The following is a 16,565-nucleotide window of genomic DNA, read 5'->3' as shown; positions in this document are numbered from 1 at the left end:
CTTGCTCGGGGTTTCGTCGAGATGCCCGGAGCGGTTTGGACCGCGGTTTCGTCGGACGACCGACGCGGGCTTGATCGCACCACCTTCATTGTGGCCAACCAAAGCGGCTTCGATCGCGACTTCATCGGTCTGCCCGCAGTAGGCGCGATCAACGCTCCCCCCCCGATTCCCGCCCGTTCGAACGGCAATCTGCCGCTTCCGCAACGATTCCGCGCCGCCGACACGGCAAATCGAGTCATCCTGCGTTCGTCTGACGATTCTTTACAGTCCGTTAGCAACCCTACGCGAGCCGGCACTGGCAGAATCGCGACGATCCGGCTTCGGCGGTCGAACCACGATGCCGGGCGTGCGGACGCGCCCCCAACCGGCAACGCCCCCACGATGCGCGAAACGGGCGGCTGGCGGTCCGCATCGCGCTGCTTTATTATCGGCTCCGTATCTCGGAATCGTCGTCGCGGCGACGATCCGCATTGCGCCGCGCCCGGCATCCACCCCCAACGTCGAGCTCGTCACACCATGAGAAAAACAATGCCGCGCGCGCCCTTGCGCGTCGCCGCCATCCTTGCGCCCGCCCTGCCGCTCGCGGGCTGCGCATCGCGCGGCGCACCGTCGTACGTCCTGTTCGGCGCGTATTTCCCGCTTTGGCTCGTCAGTGCGATCGTCGGCGTCGTCGGCGCGATCGTCGCGCACCGCGTGTTCGTCGCGACCGGCTGGGCCGCCACGGTACCCTACCAGCTTGCCGTCTGCACCGCGATCGGGCTCGTGGTCGCCGTGATCGTGTGGCTCACCGGCACGGGGCCGTTCGCATGAAGGCCGCCGGAACCGCCCGCCCGTCCGTCAAAGGCCGCGTGATCGCGCTGGCGATCGTCGCGCTCGGCATCGCGGCACTCGCGTACGCGTACCACCGCACGACGGCCTACCCGTCCACCGACGACGCGTCGATCGATGCGGACGTCGTGCACGTCGCGTCGCCGGTCGGCGGCCGCATCGTGCAGCTCGCCGTGCATGAAAACCAGCGCGTCGCGAAGGGCGACCTGCTGTACGCGATCGATCCGGTGCCGTACCGGCTGACGGTTGCGCAGGCGCAGGCCGACCTCGAGCTCGCGCGCGCATCGCTCGACACGCGCCGCCGTTCGCTGATCGGCGAGCGCTCGAACGCGACGGTTGCCGCCGAGCAGGTCAAGCGCGCGACGCAGAACCACGACCTCGCGACGCGCGACGTGAACCGCCTCGCCCCGCTCGCCGCGCAGGGCTACGTCAGCGCGCAGCAGTTCGACCAGGCGAAGGTCCGCCAGCGCGACGCGGCCGTGTCGCTCGCGCAGGCCCAGGAACAGCAGCGCGCGTCCGCGCAGACGATCGGCGACGAGGCCGACGCGATCGCGACGCTGCACGCGCGCGAGGCCGCGCTGGCCCGCGCGCAGCATGCGCTCGAAGACACCGTCGTGCGCGCGCCGCACGACGGCCTCGTCACGGGCCTGACCGTACTCGCCGGCGAAACGCTGGCGCCGAACCAGTCGATCTTCACGCTGATCGACGCGCGCGAATGGTTCGCCGTCGGCAACTTCCGCGAGACGTCGCTGAGCCGCATCGAGGTCGGCGACTGCGCGACCGTCTATTCGATGATCGACCGCAGCCGCCCGCTGACGGGCAAGGTCGTCGGTATCGGCGCGGGCATCGCCGACAGCGCCCGCATCAACCTGCCGCGCTCGCTGCCGATCGTGCAGAACTCGGTGAACTGGGTGCACGTCGCGCAGCGCTTCCCCGTGCGCGTGAAGCTCGACGAACCCGACGCCCGGCTCGTGCGCGTCGGCGCCAGCGCGATCGTCGAGGTCCGGCATGGCACTGCCTGCCGCTGAGGTTCGCGCGCCGGGCCTGCGCGAAGTCCTGCGACTGCTCGCGCCGTTTCCGGGACGCACGTCGATTGCCGTGCGGGTCGCGCTGATCTGCGCGCTGACCGCGTTCGTGACGGCCGCCTACGGCACGCCCGAAGCCGCGCTGTCCGCATACGTCGTGTTCTTCATGATCCGTGCCGACCGCGTGACGAGCGTCGTGCTCGCGGCCGCGCTGCTGCTGATCGTCACGATCGTGATCGGGCTCGTGCTCGGCATCGCGATCTTCAGCATCGACTATTCGATTCTGCGGGTCGCGTGCATGGCCGTGCTGTCGGTCGGCCTCCTCTACCTGACGTCGGCCAGCAAGCTGCGCCCGGTCGGCGCGATCCTCGCGATGATCGTCGGCTTCGGGCTCGACCAGCTCGGCCTCGCGCCGTTCGGCGAAGCCGCGACGCGCGCGCTGCTGTACATCTGGCTGACGATCGCGATTCCGGTCGGCGTCGCGATCGTCGTCAACCTGCTGATCGCGCCGTCGCCGCGCAAGCTCGCGCACGCGCAGCTCGCGAAGCGCCTGCGGCTCGCCGCGCAGCGGCTGCGCGGCGACGAGGCGGCGCGCGACGCGTTCGACGCCAGCCTGCACGAAGGCGACAAGCAGTTGCTCACATGGCTCAAGCTGTCGAAACTCGAAGGCTCGTCGTCCGCCGCCGACTTCGTGGCGTTGCGGCAGGCCGTGGCGTCGAGCACCGCGCTGCTGGTCGGCGTCGCGCTGGCCGATCGCGAACCGGGCGCCCGATTGCCCGACGCATACGCCGCCCCGATCGCGGCGACGCTCGACGAGATGGCCGACATTCTCGACCAGGGCGGCTACCCGGTCGACGTGACGCTCGCGCTGCCGCCGATCGAAACGCTGCCGCCGCTCGCGCGTGTCGCCGCGACGGATCTTCATGCGGCGATCACGCGTTTCGCGGAGCCGGCCGCCACGACCGATGTCGCTTCCACGGCTTCGACGGCTTCGTCAAACGCCCCCGTCCCCTCGCCCGCACCGCGCGGCGGCTTCTTCCTGCCCGACGCGCGCACCAACCCCGACCACATCCGCTACGCGCTGAAGACGACCGCCGCGGCGATCTTCTGCTACCTGCTGTATTCGCAGCTCGACTGGTCGGGCATCCATACTTGCGTCGTCACCTGCTACATCGTGTCGCTCGGGTCGACGGCCGAAACGGTCGAGAAGCTCACGCTGCGGATCTTCGGCTGCATCGTCGGCGCGCTGCTCGGCACGGCGGCACTCGTATTCGTCGTGCCGTCGCTGTCGTCGGTCGGCGACCTGATGGCGCTCGTGTTCGCCGGCGCATGGCTCGCCGCATGGGTCGCGTTCGGCTCGCCGCGCATCGCGTACGCCGGCTTCCAGATCGCATTCGCGTTTTTCCTGTGCGTGATCCAGGGCGCCGGCCCCGGCTTCGACCTGACGATCGCGCGCGATCGCACGATCGGCATCCTGCTCGGCAACGTCGTCGTGTATCTCGTGTTCACGCGCATCTGGCCCGTCAGCATCGGCAAGCAGATCGACGTCGGTCTCGCGGCGCTGATCGACCAGTGGCGGCGCCTCGTGCAAGTCGCGCAGCCGGCCGAACGACGCGCGCTCGCCGCTGAAGCGTTCGCCCGTCACGGCGCGCTCGCGCAGGAGCTCGGGCTGGTCCACTACGAACCGTCGTGGGTGCGCCCGGCTGCCACGTGGCTCGCCACGCGACGGCGCGCGCTCGCGGAACTCGGCGCGCTCGAAGGCCCGCTGTTCCTGCTCGCCGAACGCAAGCCCGGCGACGCGGCGCTCGATGCGCAACTCGCCCGCGTGACCGAACCGCGCGACGACACAACCGCCCCGGCGCAATCCGCCGCGCCATCGTCCCCGCCGCCGGGCGGCACGCCCGCCGACCCTGCGCGCGACGCACTGCTGAACCTGATCGACACGCGGCTCGCGCGCATCGCCGACGCCGCCCGTCAAGCCACACCGAAGGAGCCTGCCCCCCATGCGCGTACCTGAACCGCCGGCCGCGTCGATCGCCGCCGCCGCCCTCGCGACCGCCGTCGCGCTGGCCGGTTGCGCGACGTCGTCGATCGATCTGGCGCCGGAGGCGCCCGATCGCCCGTGGCAGCCGCAAACGTCGGCTGCAGGCGACATCGTGCCGGGCCCGCCGCGCGCGTCCGCGCAAGGTCCGCACGACTACACGCTGCCCGCGTCGCCCGCGCTGGCGTCGGTCTCGCCGCCGGCCGCCCTCGATGCCGCACACGCGTACACGCTGCCGGAGCTGATCGATCTCGCCGAATCGGCGAACCCGCTGACCCGCATCGCATGGAACGACGCCCGCAACGCGGCGCTCGCGGTCGGGCTGGCCAAGGCCGCCTATCTGCCGAGGTTGTCCGCGACGGCGATGGGCGGCTACCAGGCAAACCACGGCTCGACGTCGTCGATCCTCGGCGAATCGTCGAGCGACTCCACCGTGCACGGCACCATCTCGGCGCTGTCGCTGCAATGGCTGCTGTTCGATTTCGGCGGCCGCGCGGCGCGCGTCGAAGCGGCCGAACAGGCGTCGATCGCGTCGAACGTCGCGTTCACGGCCGTGCATCAGCAGGTGATCCACGACGTGACCGTCGCGTACTACCGCTACGACGCGGCACGCTCACGCGCGCTCAGCGCGCAGCAGGGCCTCGCGAACGCGGACGCGATCCTCGCGGCCTCCCGCGCGCGGCTCAAGCATGGTGTCGGCACGGTCGTCGAGCTCGCGCAGGCGACGCAGAATCGCGCGCAGGCCAACCTCGCGCTCGTGCAGGCGAGCGGCGCGGAGAGCGACAGCTACCTCGCCCTCGTGTCCGCGCTCGGCATTTCGCCGCTGTCGAAGCCGACCATCGCCGCGCCGCCGAAGCGGCCGCTGCCGCCCGCGCTCGGCGCATCGGTCGACGCAATCGTGGCGGATGCGATCGCGCGCCGCCCCGACCTGCAGGGCGCGTTCGCGCTCGAAAAAGCCAACCGCGCGAAGATCAAGGCCGCGGAAGCCGCGTTCATGCCGAAGATCTTCCTGTCCGCGTCGACGTCGTACGCGAGCGGCGGCACGTCCATCTCCGCGCTGCCGGCGATCGGCGACCAGGCGCCGACCGTCAACCTGAACGGCAGCCGCTACGGCGGCGGCGTGTTTCTCGGCGTGACGATTCCGCTGTACGACGGCGGCCTGCGCTCGGCCGTGTTGATGCAGGCGCGCAACGATGCGCAAAGCGCCTCCGCGCGACTCACACGGACCAAGGAGGAAGCCGTCCGCCAGGTCGTCGCCGCGCAGAACGCGGTGCAGACGAGCCTCGCATCGCACGATGCCGCGAAGGCACTCGTCGATGCCGCGCAGACGAGCTACGACGCGGCGCTGACCGCGTACCGCAACGGCGTCGGTTCGGTCACCGATGCGACGATCGCGCAAAGCCAGCTGCTCGCCGCCCGCAACGCGGAGGTCGACAGCTATGCCGGTGCGCTGTCGGCCGCTGCCGCGCTCGCGCTGGCGACGGGGACGATCGGCTCGGCGCAGTAGCGCGACCGCCGCGAGGCGGTTGACGCATGCGCTCGCCGCCCACTAGAATGCCGCCCATTCTTCCTTCAGGAACCATCGTGGACAGTTGCAGCACTCCGTTGCGTGCGCCGCTTGCCGCCTGAACGCCTGTCCGACGCAGTTCTCCTGCCCGGCTCGCGTTCCGCGAGCCGCACGCCTCCCGTTTCACACTGAATGACGCATACGCGCGGTACAGTACCGCGCGATGACGGCTATCTTCGCGTCGTCTTCGGCATCGCGCCGCGGCCGCGCGAAACGGCACGCGCGCCTTCACGGCAGGACACCCATGACTTTCGATTTCGCACTCCGTCTTTTCACCGCGTTCGCCTGCGGCGTCGCCATCGGCCTCGAGCGCCAGATGCGCCAGCGCACGGCCGGCCTGCGCACCATCACGCTCGTCGCGAGCGGCGCATGCCTGTTCGTCACGCTCGGCGTGCTGACCGGCAACGGCGTCGCGGGCGTCACGCAAATCGCCGCGTACGTCGTGTCGGGCGTCGGCTTTCTCGGCGGCGGCGTGATCATGCGCGACAAGGGCTCGATCCAGGGCATCAACACCGCCGCGACGCTGTGGTGCTCGGCCGCCGTCGGCGTGCTGGCCGGCTCCGGCCATTACGTGCCCGCGCTCGCCGGCACGGGCGTCGTGCTGCTCACCAACACGGTGCTGCGCGGCGTCAGCCAGGCGATCAACGCGACGCCGGTATCGAATGCCGACCTCGTACGCGAATACCAGATCACCGTGATCTGCCTGGCCGCCGACGAAGTGCACATCCGCACGCTGCTGTCGAACGCGATGTATGCGAAGCCGCTGTCGTTCCAGAGCCTGACGAGCGAAGACGTGCCCGACCAGCCGGACCGGCTGAAGGTCACGGCGACGCTGAAGCTGCATCCGAAGGATCAGCAGAAGCTCGAGCAGATCGCCAGCCGGATGAGCATGGAGAAGAGCATTTCCAGCGTGAGCTGGACCGCGAAGGAAGCGGAGCCGATGATGGAGTGAGCGCCCGGGCGGCCGCCGCGTGTCGCACTGCGGGCCGCCCGTCTGCGGGTCAGGGCGTCTCGATCAGTCCGGCCGAGATGGCCTTGACGACCGCCTGGACCTTGTTCGTCGCGCCCAGTTTCTCGAGGATGTTGTTGACGTGGAAGTTGACCGTCCGTTCCGAGATGCTGAGGATCTGGCCGATTTCGCAGGCGGTCTTGCCCTCGGCGGTCCAGCACAGCACCTCGCGCTCGCGCGCGGTCAGCGTGACGCCCGCCGCCGGCGACAGCTTCGGCACCATGAAGCGGCTCATCAGCGAGTGCGACAGGTTCGCGAGCCAGTTCGTCTGAAGCGTCAGCATGTTGATTTCTGCCGGCGTCAGCGGATCGGCATGGCGTGCGATGCTCAGCAGACCGAACGCCCCGCGCGCGGCCCAGCTCGACTGCGCGACCCCCACCGACAGCCCGAAATCACGCGCGTCCTGCCACAGCGGGCACGGCTCGATCCGGTCGACGTCAGGCCAGACGATCATGTTGGTGCTGAGCGCGCCGTCGCGAACCGTCGAGTCGATGTCGATGTAGTTCTGCGCCTGGTAGTGCGCCATCCAGCCGTCCGGATAGGTATTGAAGATCGCGACCGCCGGCTTCGAGACGGGCAGCGGAACGCGAATGCCGTAACAGCAGTATTCGAATCCAAGCCGCTTGGAATAGGCAGCGATCCGCTGGAAGAGCTGCTGCTCGTCTTCCGCGGCGCTGAATTGTTGATAGGCATCCTGCCAGCGCAGTTCCATTCATTCTCCGACAACGTCACGCTGTCATACTTGTCAGGTTCCAGCACCCGTTCGAGGCTGATACATTCCGCGCATGACTTCACCTTTGCTGCACCCGGTCTCCGGCCCGTCCCCGGACGGCTACGTACGCCTGTCAGAAGGCACGCTGGCCGTGCTTGCGCTCGACCATGTCGCGAGCGGCCTCGACGCATCGCTGCTCGCGGAACTGCGCGACAGCGCGATCGACGCCCGGCTCGCCGGCTATACCGAATGGCATCGCCCGGCCAGTGCCGGCGTCGCTTACGTGACGATCGGCTGGGACTGGTATCTCGAACGCGCGACGGGCACGTTCGTGATCGCGGGCGGCGACGTCCGCAGCAACGTGATGGCCGTCGACGCCACGGGCACCGACATCGGCATGTTCCGCACGGCCGCCGCGCTCGCCGCGCGGCTTGCGTGCATCGACTGGCCGGCTGCGGTCGCGGCGGCCCTGCTCGGGCACAACGACGCCTATCATGCCGGTCCGACGCTCCAGTGACAACTGGCGCGCATTCCTCTGACGATTTCCGTGATGCTGGGGCTCTTTATAAGCAAAAGCGCCACGGTTTTCAATCCCGTTGATCAAGAAACCGTTACCACGTCCTGATCGGCGTCATTCCCGCGTCACCCTGTAAGAGTTACCAGTTACAGCCCCCTCGTGCCCCGCGATGTAATGCGTGCATACAAAAGCACAGATCCGAGGACACCATGCGGACCTTCGTTCACGAGGAAGGGCGGTTGCCACACGAACTTGCGGCGGATCTCGGGCGCTACCGGCGCCGCGTGTTCGTCGAGCAGCTGGGTTGGGCACTCCCGTCGGCAAACGAAAGTTTCGAGCGCGATCAGTTCGATCGCGACGATACCGTGTACGTGTTCGCGCGAAACGCCGGCGGCGACATGTGCGGATGTGCGCGCCTGCTGCCGACGACGCGCCCGTATCTGCTGAAGTCGCTGTTCGCCGATCTGATCGCCGAAGACATGCCGCTGCCGCAGTCGGCTGCCGTCTGGGAGCTGTCCCGGTTCGCGGCAACCGACGACGAAGGCGGCCCGGGCAACGCCGAATGGGCCGTGCGCCCGATGCTCGCAGCCGTCGTCGGATGCGCGGCGCAGCTCGGCGCGCGGCAGCTGATCGGCGTGACGTTCGCGAGCATGGAGCGGCTGTTCCGCCGGATCGGCATCCACGCGCACCGCGCAGGCCCGCCGAAGCAGGTGGACGGACGTCTGGTGGTCGCGTGCTGGATCGACATCGATCCGCAAACGTTTGCTGCACTAGGAATCGCGCCGGGGCACGCTGCCCGGCAAGCCATCGCCGCCTGAGCCGGAACACGCGTTTCTGCCCGGGCGGCATCGTAACGAAGGAGAATCAACGTGGACCAGTCCCAGGTCTTTCGCGCGATGATGCCCGGATTGACGAGCGCTAACGGCGCCCGCATCGCGGTCGCCTACCCGTCGTTTCCCCGGCCGCTGCCGCTCGTGCGGCTCGACCGTCGCGGCCTCGTGTTCCGGGCCGCCGGCGCCGCGCCGCTCGTCTGCGGGCTGCCGCGTGCTGCGACACTGCTGGTCGCGGACGAGCCGCTCTGCTCGCTGCGCCTCGTGATCCGCGACGTCGCCCCGGTCGGCGAAGGCCGGCATGATCTGACGATGCAGCCGTCCGGTGCCGCCGGCGACGAATTGCTGTGGCATGCGTTGCGTGATCGCGAACCGTACCGCCGGCTTCGGCACCCGCTTGCGCCCGTCGAAACGTCCATCGCCACCGACGGTGAACCGCACGCATCGACCGGCGAAGCCGCGCCGCGCCCGTCGCGCAGCGCGGCCTTCCGGCTGCCGTGCCACAGCGACGCGCTGTTCTTTGCCGACTGGCTCGAATATCACTTCGACGAATTGCGCGCGCTGTCGCAGCAGCACGGGCCGCAACTGCAGCTCAACCAGCTCGAGCGACAGGTCGCCGACGATGAAGTCGGCGTGCGCTTCGTGTACGACATCGACGGGCACGCCACGCGGCACGCGCTGACCGACTGCGCGCGCGAGGCCTGCGCGTGGATCGAGACGGAAATGCGCGACAAGTACGCGTTGCCGGTCGCGCAGGAGCGGTTCAGCGCGTTTGCGGCACACGCGCGCGCCGGCGGCATGTGAACGCAGCGCAACAGATGGTTGTATCGATGCAACTAGGGCTTGCCATGCCTCGGGTTTTCCCTTAAATTTACGTCTGTCTCCTCCATGTCTCCAAACATGGATTCAGCCCGCTCAATGAAGCGGGCTTTTTTCTTGTCTGCGCAAATTACGGGGACACATCCTCTTTCGCCCCGCCTAGCCCGCCGGCCGCATCCCCGCCGGCCGCAACCAGTAGTGATGCACCGCGAATATCAGCGCGACCGCCACGACCACAGCCAGCAGCAAATACAGCCAGCCCTTTTTCGTTGTCGGCAGGTCCGTCAGCGCACTCACGTCGCCCGTCAATACCGCCAATGCGGCCACTCCGAGTCCGAGCGACACCATCGTCCCCTTGGCCACCCATCCAAAGACAACTTCGAGCACGGCCGCCCATCGCGACTGGCGATAAGGGCCGGCAACCGGCCGGCGCAGATCGGGCTTACCCATTCGCGGCCTCCCGTTCGGGATGGGCACCTCTGCCCGTCGGTCGACAAGCCGAGATGAAGGCCTGACTTCGACAGGTGTTCGAACAAGCCTCTGCCGTAACGGGGTGCGCGCATTTGATCGGTAGTGTCATGTTTTTCTTTCGCGATACGAGATTCGACGTTTGGTTCGTTTGGCCGAAATGCGCCCCTGTCGTTCGATACGACGAGCATGCGCCGCGACGCGATCCGTTCGCATCGCGCAATCCGGACCGGCCGGCTTATCATTGACCGGCCCGCCACTCACCCCGAGGCCATCTTGCACGCCCATCTGCGCATTGCCCGCCCGGTCAGCAACCTCGCCCGAACCGAGCGCATGTATCGCGACGCCCTCGACTTGTCCGTCCTTGCGCGCTTTGAAGATCACGACGGCTTTTCGGGCGTGATGCTCGGACGCGACGGCCTCGATTATCACTTCGAATTCACGCACTGCCCCGACCATCCGATCGCGCCGTCGCCGACACCGGAAGACCTGATCGTGTTCTACCTGCCCGATCGGCCGGAATGGGAAGCCGCCTGCGCGCGCGCCACCGCGCATGGATTCATGCCCGTCACGTCGTTCAATCCGTATTGGGAAATATCCGGCCAGACTTTCGAGGATGCCGACGGCTACCGGATCGTGCTGCAGAACGGTACGTGGCGCTGACGCGCAAATTCGTGCGAACTGTTACACGCCGGTCAGGCCGGCGGCGCGGGCCACATACACGACGTGCCGGCGCAGCGCGTGCCCTTCCGACAACGCAGGATGGTCGAAATCGCGCGCCGGCTGACGCTGCATGCCGAGCCGCTCCATCACATGTTGCGATCGAAGGTTGATGTCGGCCGTCCACGCAAAGATCTCGCCGAGCCCGAGCCGGTCGAACCCGTCGGCCAACGCGGCGGCGGCTGCTTCGGCAACATAGCCTTGCCCCCATGCGTGGCGCGCCAGCCGCCACATGATCTCGACGCACGGTGCCATCGGGTGAGTCGCACGTACTTCGCTCGACAGTCCGCACACCCCGATCACCATCCTGTCGGCACGGCGCTCGACCGCCCATGGGCCGAAGCCGTGGGCATCGAAATGCGTATCGAAACGGGCGATGACGTCGCTCGCCTCGTCAACGGACATCGGACCGCGCGCGAGCCACGCGGTCACATCCGGATCGGCATGCATCGCCGACAGCGCGCCCGCATCCGCCGGCCGCCAACGGCGCAGCGTCAGACGTTCGGTTTCGAGCTTCGATGGGGTGGGCATGGGGGACACGGTTCGTTCAGGTGGCGAGACGCGAGCTGCGTCACGTACCCGAAGGCGGAACGGATGGAGGGGAAATCGAGATCGTCGCTGCTGCCGGCGACGATCCCTTGAACCGATAACGGAAAACGGGCGCCGACGCGCCCGCGGCAGTTACTCGTTTTCCTCGAAGTAATGCCCAAATTTCGTCTGCTTCGTACGGATATAACGCTCGTTTTCCTCGCGCACGGGCACCGCGAGCGCCACGCGCTCACACACCGGAATGCCGTGCTTCGCGAGCGTGTCGAACTTCGCCGGATTGTTGCTCATCAGCCGCACCGACGTCACGCCGAGGATGCGAAGAATCGCAGCGGCCGAGTCGTATTCGCGGGCATCATCGGGCAGGCCGAGATCGAGGTTCGCCTCGACGGTGTCGCGCCCCTGCTCCTGCAGCGCGTACGCGCGGATCTTGTTGCTCAGGCCGATCCCGCGCCCTTCATGGCCGCGCAGATACAGCAGCACGCCGCGGTCTTCGGCCGCGATGTAGCGCAATGCAAGATCGAGCTGCTCGCCGCAGTCGCAGCGGTAGGAGCCGAACACGTCTCCGGTCAGGCATTCGGAATGCAGCCGCGTCAGCACGGACTGCTCGCCGGCGACGTCGCCCATCACGAGCGCAAGATGTTCGGCATCGCTGCCCGATACGCGAAAAGCGTAAGACGTGAACGTACCGTAGCGCGTGGGCAGCGACGCGGTGGCGACGAGCGTCACGCACTCGTCGGCCTGGCCATTGCCCGGCGTGGGCGATTGGGGACGCGAAGACATCATGAATTCAATCGAAACGTTCTGGAATGTAGGAATTGTGTGGATAGTGCGTGACGGGAGTTTACCGCTAATCTGGAATCGTCACGCGACTGCCGCCGCCTGCGCGGCTATACTGGGCTCGTCGGGTGACACGCATCGCGCCCTGCCTGCCCAGTATCGAACTGCACACGGAGAAAGCGAATGAGCACGACTGTCGCGCAGCTTCTCAAGGCCAAGCCGGATTCGGGCCGCACCATCTACACCGTCAAGAAGACCGATTTCGTCTACGACGCCATCAAGCTGATGGCGGAAAAAGGCATCGGCGCGCTGCTGGTCGTGGACGGCGACGACATCGCAGGCATCGTCACCGAGCGCGACTACGCGCGCAAGGTCGTCCTGCAGGATCGCTCGTCGAAGGCCACCCGCGTCGAGGAAATCATGACGGCGAAGGTACGCTACGTCGAACCGTCGCAATCCACCGACGAGTGCATGGCGCTGATGACCGAACACCGGATGCGCCACCTGCCCGTCCTCGATGGCGGCAAGCTGGTCGGCCTCATCTCGATCGGCGACCTCGTCAAGAGCGTGATCGCCGATCAGCAGTTCACGATCAGCCAGCTCGAACACTATATCCACGGCACGCCCGCGGTCACGTCCGCCTGACCGGCCCCAGCAAAAAAGGCCCAAACGCGCGAGCGTCTGGGCGGAAAGTCGCCGGAATGCGACGACGGAGGTTCTGCTCCTGCGGGCGCATGACGCGCGCGACTGGCGCGCGTCTCGTCGTTCAAGCGGTGCGCTCGGGCAGACCCGGGGACGTTCAGTTGCCGAAGTAGACCGAGTTCACGGGATTCGGTGCTTCGCGCGTCATGCGGCGGCCGGCCTGGCCGGCACCCGTCGCCACGGCACCGTAGCCGCTCGTATCGGCCTGCGCGAGCATCGGCTGGTTCGGCTGGATGCGTCGTTCGGCAGCCTGGACGTTGTCCGGATACTGCGAATCGCTCGCCAGCGGCTTGTAGCCGTTCTGTTCGAGCTGCACGAGTTCGGACTTGACCTGGTCGCGCGTGAGCCCTTGCTCGGACTGCGCAAACGATGCGATCGGGGCGGCAAGGACGGATGCGGCGATGGCTGCGTAGATGATCGACTTCATGATTGACCTCCGGAATATGTTCTCTTATGGCGTCGCCTCGGCAGGAATGCCTGAAGCGATTGAATGCAGTGTAGTTCGCGCCACCCCAAGGGGAAACCCTTAGTTTGAACATACAGCGTTGCGATTTTGACAAAAATCGAGCGCCTTTTCTGGATGATGTCGCTGCCACTTGCACCGCCAGCACAACAATCGCTGACGAAACGCCGACAGCCAAATCACATATTCCCAAGGTTGTGTTGTAGAATCGTAAGGTTTTATTCGCCAGTCGATATTCCATCCATGTACGCGCTCACGCCCCTCTCGGTTTCGCTGTCCGGCCCGGCCGGCGTGCGTGCGCGCGCCGGCCAGCCGGCGCATCCCCTCGCTCGACGCACGGCCCAGGCGCCGCTCGCCCCTGCCCGGCGCCTGATCTGACGGCTCGGTCTCCTCCCGGAGCCAGGTCAGACAGGCTCCGGGCGATCCTCAAAGGCACGCCACGCCTGCCCCTTGCCGATCATTTGGAGAACTTCCATGAAACAACGCCTTTACCAGTTGACCGAACTCGACGTTGCTCGCCTCGAGAAGCACGCCGAACACAACCCGCGCTTCCAGACGATGCTCGATACGCTGCTCGAACGCGCCGACATCGTCCAGCCCGATGCGATCAAGGCGAACGTCGTCACGATGAATTCGCAGATCACGCTGCTCGACGAAGCGACCCAGGAACAGGCAACCTGGACGATTGTTTATCCGGATGCCGCCAATCTCGAACTGGGCCGCCTGAACGTGTTCTCGCCCGTCGGCATGGCCCTGTTGGGCACTCAGCGCGGCCAGATGGTCAAGGTGATGCAGCCGAGCGGCGCCGAAAAGCTGATGAAGGTCGCCGCGATCGTGTTCCAGCCGGAAGCCAACGGCGAATACACGCGCTGAGCCGCCTGCCGGCGGCACCGCCGCACCAAGAAGAAAGCGAGGCACCGGCCTCGCTTTTTTGCATCCGGACGCGACGAATCGCCGGCCTCGCATTCCGCAGGCGAAAAAAAAGGCGCCCGAAGGCGCCTTTTTCGATGCTGCGATGCGGGTTACCCCGCCGTCACGCTTAGAAGCGGTGACGCAGACCAACCGTTGCTGCGGTTTGGTTGATCGACGAGCTCGGCAGGTTGTCGTTGAAGCTGTTGCCGTTGTAGATCGATGCGCCGATGCCGTTCTTCGCTGCACGCTGGTACACAGCTTGTGCGTAGACGTCCGTGCGCTTCGACAGTGCGTAGTCAGCTTGCAGACCGAACTGGTTCCAGTGCGTGCTGCCGTTGTTGATCTTCGCGTTCGTGTACGTGTAAGCAGCACCCAGGCCGAGAGCCGGCGTCAGGTTGTACTTTGCGTTGACTTCGTAGTTGTCAGTGCGCAGCGTGCCAACACCGACTGCATTGTTGTCCAGACGCGCTTGCGTCCATGCAGCGCCGACTTGTGCCGGGCCGAATGCGTAGCCAGCAGCAGCACCGTACGTGCGGACACGGCCTTGGCTAGCCAGACCACCGATTGCCGACGACGTTGCGCCGCTACCGTTCGTACCGTCACCCAGGTTAGCTTGCGAGTATGCACCTGCGAGCTTCAGGCCTTGGAACTGGTATGCCACGCCCGCGCTGTATGCACGGTTGTTGCCGAAGTTCGTGTTGTTCGAGAACGAGTACGTACCGCCGAATTGCAGGCCAGCGTAGTTAGCGCTCGTGTACTTGATCGTGTTGTTCGATGCGACGTCGCCGGTCGTGCTCAGGCGGTCCAGGTTCAGCGGGTGCGCGAAGTACGTGCCGCCCCACGAGCCCGTTGCCGTCAGCGGCGCCAGGAAGTCTTGCGTTGCGTCATATTGCTTACCCAGCGTGACCGTGCCGTACTGGCTCGACAGGCCGACGAAAGCTTGGCGGTTGAACATGCCGCCGTTGTTGCCCAGCTTGCCGTCACCGATGCCGAAGCCGCTTTCCAACGTGAAGATTGCCTTCAGGCCGCCACCCAGGTCTTCCGAGCCACGCAGGCCGAAACGGCTCTGGTCAATGCCCGAACCCATCGCCCAGCGCGACTTGCCAGCTTGGCCCAGTGCCGGTTGGACGTTGCTCGTGTAGGTGATGCCTGCGTCCAGCACGCCGTACAGCGTGACGCTGCTTTGCGCGTGAGCGACGGTAGCGAACGATGCTGCAGCTGCTGCAACGATCAGAGTCTTGTTCATTCGTGGAGCTCCCTTCTATAAAAAGAGGCAGGTCTCGCGACCTTGTTCATAAACGGTCTGCAACCGCCTGGGAGCGCCATCGGTCCTGCTGGCGGCGCCCGGATAGTTGCCCGTTTGGGAACCGTGAGTTTAGGGGTGTACCCTAGGGGAGCGATCCGCAAATAAAGAAATAAGCTTTTCCAGAACTAGAAATAATGAAAATGGGGAAGTGTTATAAGTATTTGTTTTAACGTTTGTTTTTGACTTCTTGACGGGGTCTTTTTGGACCCTCTCATCGCACCATTCTTTCATGTCATCGTCTTGACGGTTGCATAGAAACAACAAACGGATTCGAATCGGCACCCCAAGAGTCGGCAACTTTTACCTAGTTTAGTCCCAAATTCGGGCGCCGAGCGGCTAAACCGCGTCCGACGGCCGATAAACAGCATGCGACCTGCGCGCCGCGAGCCATGCATCGCCGCCGGTCGCTGAAACAGGGAGGCCGGCCTCCGCCCGTCGGCGGCCCGCTCGCCTGCCGTGACACGCGGTAACAGCCTTAACCGCTCGCGTAACCCGGCTGGCGAACCGGCAGGCTAATGTAAGGCAGCCTCGCATACAGAACAGGACACGCCATGAATCGACGCTCGTTGTTGCGCGCCATCGGACTGACCGTCGCCCTCGCCGGCACCGGCTGGCTGCGGGCCGCCTCGGCCCAGCCCGCGCCGCCCGGGTATCGGCCGCCCGGCCCGAACCGCCCGCCCGGCCGACCACCCTATGCGGACCGTCCGGGCTTCGGGCCGCCGGCCGCCCGGCACGACCGCCGTCCGCCGCCGCCCCGGCCGCACGGCTATATATGGACGGACGGCTACTGGCGCTGGCAGGGTGGCCGCTATATATGGGTGCCCGGTCGCTGGGTCGCGCGGCGCCCGGGGCGCCGGTGGGTGCCCGGCTACTGGCGACGCCAGGGACGGGTGTGGATCTACGTCGACGGTACGTGGCGATAGGCAGGCACCCGCCACCCGGCCGATGGCAGGCCCGGAACCGGGCGGCGCGGGCGAACCCGCGCCGTTCGGCCCCGGGATCGCGATGCCCGGCGGGCGCTCCCGCGAATCCTGTCTCCCCCCGCTCCGATGCCCGCGCTCGTACTTCTTCGGAGGCATTGGTCACGCAACATCAACCGTCGGCATGCTCGCCGATAAACCGCATGCCTTCCCGTCACGTCCGGATCATCCCGCACCTGACGCGCACGTTGCGGTGGAAGACCGCAATTCGGTCACCCCGGCGCGTGCCCCTTGAGCTTCGCGCCACAATACGTCGTCACATTCGGGACGAACGGAACGTGAGCATCGGCTACCGCGCTCACACGCGCGCAATCATTCGGACAACGCATTCATGCGATAA

Annotated in this window: 18 protein-coding genes; 12 read left to right on the top strand and 6 right to left on the bottom strand. The window is 66.6% G+C overall.

Annotated elements, in window-relative coordinates; translation table 11 throughout:
- Positions 1-516: 516 nt before the first annotated feature.
- From HWX08_RS02355 to HWX08_RS02335, 5 genes are all read left to right on the top strand, one after another.
- The gene (locus tag HWX08_RS02355; RefSeq protein ID WP_174920683.1) at positions 517-810 is read left to right on the top strand and encodes a hypothetical protein; all 294 of its coding nucleotides are present in this window, start codon (positions 517-519) and stop codon (positions 808-810) included.
- Positions 807-1,856 carry a multidrug transporter subunit MdtN gene (gene mdtN / locus HWX08_RS02350; RefSeq protein ID WP_174920682.1) on the top strand — a complete coding sequence of 350 codons (1,050 nt, stop codon included), beginning with the start codon at positions 807-809 and terminating at the stop codon, positions 1,854-1,856. Before HWX08_RS02355 ends, mdtN begins: the two co-directional genes overlap by 4 nt.
- Positions 1,837-3,870 (top strand): FUSC family protein, encoded by a 2,034-nt coding sequence (locus tag HWX08_RS02345; protein ID WP_174920681.1) that lies wholly within the window; start codon positions 1,837-1,839, stop codon positions 3,868-3,870. Before mdtN ends, HWX08_RS02345 begins: the two co-directional genes overlap by 20 nt.
- On the top strand, positions 3,857-5,401 hold the full coding sequence (locus tag HWX08_RS02340; protein WP_174920680.1) for a TolC family protein: 1,545 nt from the start codon (positions 3,857-3,859) through the stop codon (positions 5,399-5,401). The genes HWX08_RS02345 and HWX08_RS02340 overlap by 14 nt, the downstream gene beginning before the upstream one ends.
- Before the next feature lie 304 nt (positions 5,402-5,705).
- Positions 5,706-6,413 carry an MgtC/SapB family protein gene (locus HWX08_RS02335; RefSeq protein ID WP_006483946.1) on the top strand — a complete coding sequence of 236 codons (708 nt, stop codon included), beginning with the start codon at positions 5,706-5,708 and terminating at the stop codon, positions 6,411-6,413.
- A gap of 49 nt (positions 6,414-6,462) precedes the next feature.
- Here HWX08_RS02335 and HWX08_RS02330 read toward each other — a convergent pair whose 3' ends face one another.
- Positions 6,463-7,182, bottom strand: coding sequence for an autoinducer binding domain-containing protein (locus HWX08_RS02330; protein ID WP_069260276.1), 720 nt, complete (start codon positions 7,180-7,182; stop codon positions 6,463-6,465).
- Between the two features lie 73 nt (positions 7,183-7,255).
- Here HWX08_RS02330 and HWX08_RS02325 point away from each other — a divergent pair, with 73 nt between their 5' ends.
- From HWX08_RS02325 to HWX08_RS02315, 3 genes are all read left to right on the top strand, one after another.
- On the top strand, positions 7,256-7,699 hold the full coding sequence (locus HWX08_RS02325; protein WP_069260277.1) for a DUF4902 domain-containing protein: 444 nt from the start codon (positions 7,256-7,258) through the stop codon (positions 7,697-7,699).
- A gap of 209 nt (positions 7,700-7,908) precedes the next feature.
- The gene (locus tag HWX08_RS02320; RefSeq protein ID WP_174920679.1) at positions 7,909-8,517 is read left to right on the top strand and encodes an acyl-homoserine-lactone synthase; all 609 of its coding nucleotides are present in this window, start codon (positions 7,909-7,911) and stop codon (positions 8,515-8,517) included.
- A 51-nt stretch (positions 8,518-8,568) separates the two neighbouring features.
- Entirely contained in the window at positions 8,569-9,333 is a 765-nt protein-coding gene (locus HWX08_RS02315) for a hypothetical protein (protein ID WP_174920678.1), read from the top strand.
- Positions 9,334-9,507: 174 nt separating this feature from the next.
- Here HWX08_RS02315 and HWX08_RS02310 read toward each other — a convergent pair whose 3' ends face one another.
- Complete coding sequence (locus HWX08_RS02310) at positions 9,508-9,798, bottom strand: hypothetical protein (protein WP_174920677.1); 291 nt, start codon at positions 9,796-9,798, stop codon at positions 9,508-9,510.
- 294 nt (positions 9,799-10,092) lie between these two features.
- On the opposite strand from HWX08_RS02310, the gene HWX08_RS02305 reads away from it, so the two are divergent.
- Complete coding sequence (locus HWX08_RS02305) at positions 10,093-10,479, top strand: VOC family protein (RefSeq protein WP_021162343.1); 387 nt, start codon at positions 10,093-10,095, stop codon at positions 10,477-10,479.
- Between the two features lie 21 nt (positions 10,480-10,500).
- On the opposite strand, the gene HWX08_RS02300 is transcribed toward HWX08_RS02305, so the two are convergent.
- A complete protein-coding gene (locus HWX08_RS02300) occupies positions 10,501-11,067 on the bottom strand; it encodes a GNAT family N-acetyltransferase (protein WP_174920676.1) in 567 nt (188 codons plus the stop codon).
- 150 nt (positions 11,068-11,217) lie between these two features.
- Positions 11,218-11,868 (bottom strand): GTP cyclohydrolase II, encoded by a 651-nt coding sequence (gene ribA, locus HWX08_RS02295; RefSeq protein ID WP_069260282.1) that lies wholly within the window; start codon positions 11,866-11,868, stop codon positions 11,218-11,220.
- A 177-nt stretch (positions 11,869-12,045) separates the two neighbouring features.
- Between ribA and HWX08_RS02290 the strand changes: the two genes are divergently transcribed.
- The gene (locus HWX08_RS02290; protein ID WP_069260283.1) at positions 12,046-12,507 is read left to right on the top strand and encodes a CBS domain-containing protein; all 462 of its coding nucleotides are present in this window, start codon (positions 12,046-12,048) and stop codon (positions 12,505-12,507) included.
- Positions 12,508-12,661: 154 nt separating this feature from the next.
- Here the strand turns inward: HWX08_RS02290 and HWX08_RS02285 are convergent, their stop codons facing one another.
- Positions 12,662-12,991, bottom strand: a complete 330-nt coding sequence (locus HWX08_RS02285; protein ID WP_069260284.1) for a DUF4148 domain-containing protein — start codon at positions 12,989-12,991, stop codon at positions 12,662-12,664.
- Positions 12,992-13,501: 510 nt separating this feature from the next.
- Between HWX08_RS02285 and HWX08_RS02280 the strand changes: the two genes are divergently transcribed.
- Entirely contained in the window at positions 13,502-13,900 is a 399-nt protein-coding gene (locus HWX08_RS02280; protein WP_006486027.1) for a GreA/GreB family elongation factor, read from the top strand.
- Positions 13,901-14,066: 166 nt separating this feature from the next.
- On the opposite strand, the gene HWX08_RS02275 is transcribed toward HWX08_RS02280, so the two are convergent.
- On the bottom strand, positions 14,067-15,185 hold the full coding sequence (locus tag HWX08_RS02275; RefSeq protein ID WP_069260286.1) for a porin: 1,119 nt from the start codon (positions 15,183-15,185) through the stop codon (positions 14,067-14,069).
- 611 nt (positions 15,186-15,796) lie between these two features.
- Here HWX08_RS02275 and HWX08_RS02270 point away from each other — a divergent pair.
- On the top strand, positions 15,797-16,168 hold the full coding sequence (locus tag HWX08_RS02270) for a YXWGXW repeat-containing protein (RefSeq protein WP_076606016.1): 372 nt from the start codon (positions 15,797-15,799) through the stop codon (positions 16,166-16,168).
- Positions 16,169-16,565: the final 397 nt, after the last annotated feature.

It is taken from the genome of Burkholderia metallica (assembly GCF_902832845.1).
Lineage (GTDB): Bacteria > Pseudomonadota > Gammaproteobacteria > Burkholderiales > Burkholderiaceae > Burkholderia > Burkholderia metallica.
Note: the sequence above shows the minus strand (reverse complement) of the source record. Positions and strands in the feature narration are given on the sequence as shown.

Coding starts and splice junctions, on each gene's coding strand:
- ribA (WP_069260282.1), bottom strand. CDS start 11,868: ATGATGTCTTCGCGTCCCCAATCGCCCACGCCGGGCAATGGCCAGGCC.
- HWX08_RS02335 (WP_006483946.1), top strand. CDS start 5,706: ATGACTTTCGATTTCGCACTCCGTCTTTTCACCGCGTTCGCCTGCGGC.
- HWX08_RS02285 (WP_069260284.1), bottom strand. CDS start 12,991: ATGAAGTCGATCATCTACGCAGCCATCGCCGCATCCGTCCTTGCCGCC.
- HWX08_RS02270 (WP_076606016.1), top strand. CDS start 15,797: ATGAATCGACGCTCGTTGTTGCGCGCCATCGGACTGACCGTCGCCCTC.
- HWX08_RS02310 (WP_174920677.1), bottom strand. CDS start 9,798: ATGGGTAAGCCCGATCTGCGCCGGCCGGTTGCCGGCCCTTATCGCCAG.
- HWX08_RS02320 (WP_174920679.1), top strand. CDS start 7,909: ATGCGGACCTTCGTTCACGAGGAAGGGCGGTTGCCACACGAACTTGCG.
- HWX08_RS02275 (WP_069260286.1), bottom strand. CDS start 15,185: ATGAACAAGACTCTGATCGTTGCAGCAGCTGCAGCATCGTTCGCTACC.
- HWX08_RS02280 (WP_006486027.1), top strand. CDS start 13,502: ATGAAACAACGCCTTTACCAGTTGACCGAACTCGACGTTGCTCGCCTC.
- HWX08_RS02355 (WP_174920683.1), top strand. CDS start 517: ATGAGAAAAACAATGCCGCGCGCGCCCTTGCGCGTCGCCGCCATCCTT.
- HWX08_RS02330 (WP_069260276.1), bottom strand. CDS start 7,182: ATGGAACTGCGCTGGCAGGATGCCTATCAACAATTCAGCGCCGCGGAA.
- mdtN (WP_174920682.1), top strand. CDS start 807: ATGAAGGCCGCCGGAACCGCCCGCCCGTCCGTCAAAGGCCGCGTGATC.
- HWX08_RS02300 (WP_174920676.1), bottom strand. CDS start 11,067: ATGCCCACCCCATCGAAGCTCGAAACCGAACGTCTGACGCTGCGCCGT.
- HWX08_RS02290 (WP_069260283.1), top strand. CDS start 12,046: ATGAGCACGACTGTCGCGCAGCTTCTCAAGGCCAAGCCGGATTCGGGC.
- HWX08_RS02345 (WP_174920681.1), top strand. CDS start 1,837: ATGGCACTGCCTGCCGCTGAGGTTCGCGCGCCGGGCCTGCGCGAAGTC.
- HWX08_RS02325 (WP_069260277.1), top strand. CDS start 7,256: ATGACTTCACCTTTGCTGCACCCGGTCTCCGGCCCGTCCCCGGACGGC.
- HWX08_RS02340 (WP_174920680.1), top strand. CDS start 3,857: ATGCGCGTACCTGAACCGCCGGCCGCGTCGATCGCCGCCGCCGCCCTC.